Origin of the sequence: Ensifer sp. LC163 (assembly GCF_001695855.1) — a bacterium.
Taxonomy (GTDB): domain Bacteria; phylum Pseudomonadota; class Alphaproteobacteria; order Rhizobiales; family Rhizobiaceae; genus Ensifer.
This window is the reverse complement of the sequence record NZ_MBSS01000039.1, coordinates 1-3,802: the sequence shown is the minus strand read 5'-3', so window position 1 is coordinate 3,802 and position 3,802 is coordinate 1. Positions and strand designations below refer to the sequence as shown.

Annotated in this window: 5 protein-coding genes and 1 pseudogene; 4 read left to right on the top strand and 2 right to left on the bottom strand. The window is 58.8% G+C overall.

Going from position 1 to position 3,802, the window contains the following annotated elements; genetic code table 11:
- From BC360_RS24620 to BC360_RS24610, 3 genes are all read left to right on the top strand, one after another.
- The coding region (locus BC360_RS24620) for an HlyD family type I secretion periplasmic adaptor subunit (protein WP_139110187.1) at positions 1-882 on the top strand (882 nt) is incomplete at its 5' end.
- A 257-nt stretch (positions 883-1,139) separates the two neighbouring features.
- The gene (locus BC360_RS24615; protein WP_065797222.1) at positions 1,140-1,394 is read left to right on the top strand and encodes a type II toxin-antitoxin system MqsA family antitoxin; all 255 of its coding nucleotides are present in this window, start codon (positions 1,140-1,142) and stop codon (positions 1,392-1,394) included.
- Between the two features lie 223 nt (positions 1,395-1,617).
- Positions 1,618-2,298 carry a response regulator transcription factor gene (locus BC360_RS24610; protein WP_065797221.1) on the top strand — a complete coding sequence of 227 codons (681 nt, stop codon included), beginning with the start codon at positions 1,618-1,620 and terminating at the stop codon, positions 2,296-2,298.
- Between the two features lie 133 nt (positions 2,299-2,431).
- On the opposite strand, the gene BC360_RS24605 is transcribed toward BC360_RS24610, so the two are convergent.
- A complete protein-coding gene (locus BC360_RS24605; RefSeq protein WP_139110186.1) occupies positions 2,432-2,662 on the bottom strand; it encodes a hypothetical protein in 231 nt (76 codons plus the stop codon).
- Positions 2,663-2,801: 139 nt separating this feature from the next.
- Here BC360_RS24605 and BC360_RS32850 point away from each other — a divergent pair.
- Positions 2,802-3,022 (top strand): annotated as a pseudogene (locus tag BC360_RS32850) (IS110 family transposase); the annotation flags it as partial.
- A 56-nt stretch (positions 3,023-3,078) separates the two neighbouring features.
- Here the strand turns inward: BC360_RS32850 and BC360_RS31065 are convergent.
- Positions 3,079-3,802 (bottom strand): reverse transcriptase domain-containing protein (locus BC360_RS31065; RefSeq protein ID WP_244512888.1); only part of this gene is annotated, 724 nt, incomplete at its 5' end.

Genomic DNA, 3,802 nt, shown 5'->3' with positions numbered 1-3,802 from the left:
GTCAGCGAGCTGAAACTGTTTGAGGCCAACCGCCGGATGATCACCAGCCAGGAAGAGCAGATGCGGCTGCAGATCGGCCAGTTCGAGGAGCAGATCCGCGGCCTCAAGGCCCAGACCGGTTCCAGCGACAAGGAGAAGGAGATCGTCGAGAAGGAACTCGTCAAGCTCGACACCTTGCTGAAGAGCGGCCTGGTGCCGATCTCCGAGCATCGCGACCTGTTGCGCCAGATGGCCCGCATCGACGGCTCCAAGGGCGAACTGCTGGCCCGCATCGCCGAGGCGCTGGGCCAGATCAGCGAACTGCGCATCAAGCTGATGTCGATCGACCAGAACAACCGCAAGGAAACGCAAGGCCAGATCGTCGGCCTCGAGGCCAAGATCGCCGAACTCAGCGAACGCGCCGTGGCGGCCAAGGACCGGCTGTCGCGCATGGACGTGCGGGCCCCCGTCGACGGTCTCGTCTACGACCTGCAGATCCACACCATCGGCGGCATCATCGCCCCCGGTGCCACCGCCATGTCGATCGTGCCCGAGGGCGAGGACCTGACGGTCGAGATCCGCATCCCGCCGGCCGACATCGACCGCATCGCGCCCGGCCAGCCGAGCCGCATGCGCTTTACCGTCTTCAACCAGCGCACCACCCCCGAACTCGACGGCCGCATCGACGTCGTCGCCGCCGCCACCACGCTCGACCGCAACACCGGGCAGCCGTTCTATCTCGCCACCGTCGCGATCACCGAGCCGCTCGACAGGCTCGGCGGCCGCAAGCTGATGCCCGGCATGCCCGTCGAGGTCTTCGTCCAGACCGACGCGAGAACCGCAATCTCATACCTGACAAAACCCTTCACCGACCAGATGCTCAGGGCCTTCCGCGAAGAGTGAGGGGCATCGGTAGGGGCTGAATGGTAGCGATAGGATTTCCATCGCCTGGTAATCCGGCGCCGGACGCAAGCAGAGATGCCCAATATTTTCGCTTCGGCGGTCGCGTGGTTTGGCTGCGCTGTCGCTTTTGGGCCATGCGAAGGGGCTGATGCCATCCGGTCCACAAGCCGGGAGTTCGTTAACGCAGGTGGGCCAAATTGACGAGATAACCAACGTCGGCGATCGTCGCCGCAGACAGGCGCTTGAGAGGCATTAAGATGACATGCCCATACTGCGGAAGAGGTACGCTCGTTAGAGATACCCGCGATATTCCCTATGTCTACAGAGGGGAGAGCGTGCTTATCGAAAAGGTGACGGGCCGCTTTTGCGATGCATGCAACGAAGTTGTTCCAGATGACATGGACGCGCAGCGTCTCATCAAGACGATGCTCAAATTCAATAAAAAAGTGGATATTGAGAAACAGTGTGCGTGTGTTATGTGCGCGCAAAATAAGGAGGGAACGCCCGAATGAAACTGCACGTTTTGGGCCTATCTTGGGAGCCGAGCGGTACTGATCTACCCCAAGCTTGCGGCAAAGGACCACGGTAGCGCACGGCGCATCGCCCGTTCGAAGCTATTGGCGTCGGGCGTGGAACACATCTTGTGACCTCTAAAATTAAACTGTTATTAAGTGTTTGCTTTGAAATGCATTGCTGATCAACTATCGTGATTGTTGCGGAAGGAGCGCAACAATCATGCCGGTGTCAGTAGCGTTTGTTGACGACGACCCGATCCTCCTGGAGGGATTGGTTAGTCTATATTCTGGAAAAAGTGACCTCGAGATCGTTGCCAAGGGCGAAAACGCGGTCGATGCTTTGAAAATTGTTGATGAAATTTCACCGCATGTCCTCGTGCTTGATCTGAGCATGCCGGGCAACGCCATGGCCGCCATCGAACGGATCGGGCAGAACTACCAAGGCACGCGGATTATTGTCTTTACCGCAAATTCGAGCATTGAAACAGCGATCCAGGTGCTGAACTATGGTGTTGCGGGCTATGTGCTCAAAAGCAGCGGCGCCAATGATCTGCATGAAGCGATCCGTGCTGTGCATGACGGCGACACATTCGTGACTGCCGGCTTTGCCACAAAGGTCATGATGGCCATGAAGACCGCAGAGCTTCGCAGTCGTACCCAAGCGCAAAAGCGCCTGAGTTCGCGTGAGGAGCAGATTGTTCGCTATCTACTGCGCGGCAGCACGAACCGTGAGATCGCCGCCTGTCTCGGCATCAGCGAGACGACAGTGAAACACTACATGACCGTGCTGATGCAGAAGCTTGACGCGCGGAACCGCGTCGAGGTTGTGCTTGCCGCCCAGAAGTTGAATGCGATTGCTGATGGCGGTGCCAATCGGGGGATGTCCGGGCGGTTCAAATGAACCGTTCTTGGCCCAACGAGGTCGCTTGCCGTGTCTCCCGTGGGATGCGGGGGTCCTGTATGTGCCACTTAGTCATCGTGACCGGTTGCGCAGCAGCCTCCAGCGGCTGCATGTGCGGCCGTAAATGTCTCCCTTAGACGTTGGCGACGCCGCTGCCCTTCGTATCGGCGAATGACGGCAGGTTGACGCCAAAAGTCGCTTGCGCAGTGGCTTCCGCTTTCAGGCCATTGCCCCTCACATTGACAGGGACCAGCCCGTCAAAGCCGTTGACCAACACCGTCGGGTCACGGTCTGTGAAGGAAGGGATAACCGAGCAGCTTGTATCCGGCAGTGTTGACGAGATCGCCATTCTGGTCTGGAACAAACGAGCCTGCACGGGTCAGATACAGGGAGCCCGCGTTTCTCTCGACGATGAAGAAGCCTTGCCCGTCGATCGCTAGGCGAGATCAAGTGGGTCCGGTAAGCGACGGACGCGGACCCGGAGGCCGGAGCAGTCGGGCGCATCGGGCGGCAAACTGCTTTCGTCGAGAACGCGCCGGTCGTCTAGTCGCGCAGCGGCGCTTTTGCGGTTGGCAGCGACCACGATCGGTCGAAGTGACACGGCGCTCGGCGCATTTTATCGGCGTTTGGCAGGGAGGATTGGTAAGCAGAAGGCGGTCACGGCCACCGCACTCAAGATTGTGTTCTCTTCTACAACGCTCTCCGATTTGGGATGATCTACCGGTCCCGGTAGGGACGATGGTTACCCATCGCCCCCCGGTCAGATCCGTACGTGCGGCACTACCGCATACGGCTCCTATCGGATGTTGTGACGGTAAGCCGAGCATCTGGATGCGGATGCATCAGGCGGCACGGTGGCAGGTATTTGCGAAGCAGCCTTTGGAAACGCTCCCAAGACAGCCGGTGTCGTTGGCTCCGACGCATCAAAGCGTGTCGCCAAGCGCGACCAACTTCCCAGCGGAACCCTCCCAATCTTCTCAGATTGTCTGGCACCGCATGGTAATTCAAATACCCCTGTAACACTTGCCGTAGCCACCGACCTACTACTGCCACCGGTTCATGGCGTCGCCGCATCAGCGTTTCCCGAATGGCCGCCAGCGTCGTGCGCATGCGCCTCTTGATCGTCAGACGGACGATCTTGAAGCCTCCATCATTGCGCCGCCTGCCGCAGCAGTGCGTGAATCCCAGAAAGTCGAAAGTCTCTGGCTTGCGGATACCACGTTCCCGACATTGTCGCGCAGCATACCGCCCAAAGCGTATCAGCCGCGTCTTTTCCGGGTGTAGTTGCAAGCCAAAATGGGCGAGGCGCTCCCGCAGTGCTTGCAGGAAGTGCTGCGCCTCTCCTTCGTACTGGAACCCCATCACGCTGTCGTCGGCATAACGGACAATGATCACGTCACCTTTAGCATTTCGAGTACGCCATTGCTGGACCCATAAATCCAATGCGTAATGCAGGTAGATATTCGATAGCACGGGGCTAATTACAGAGCCTTGAGGAGTTCCT

What these genes read in the sequence shown, in the direction of transcription:
- BC360_RS24615 (WP_065797222.1), top strand. Translation starts at nt 1,140, where the DNA reads ATGACATGCCCATACTGCGGAAGAGGTACGCTCGTTAGAGATACCCGC.
- BC360_RS24610 (WP_065797221.1), top strand. Translation starts at nt 1,618, where the DNA reads ATGCCGGTGTCAGTAGCGTTTGTTGACGACGACCCGATCCTCCTGGAG.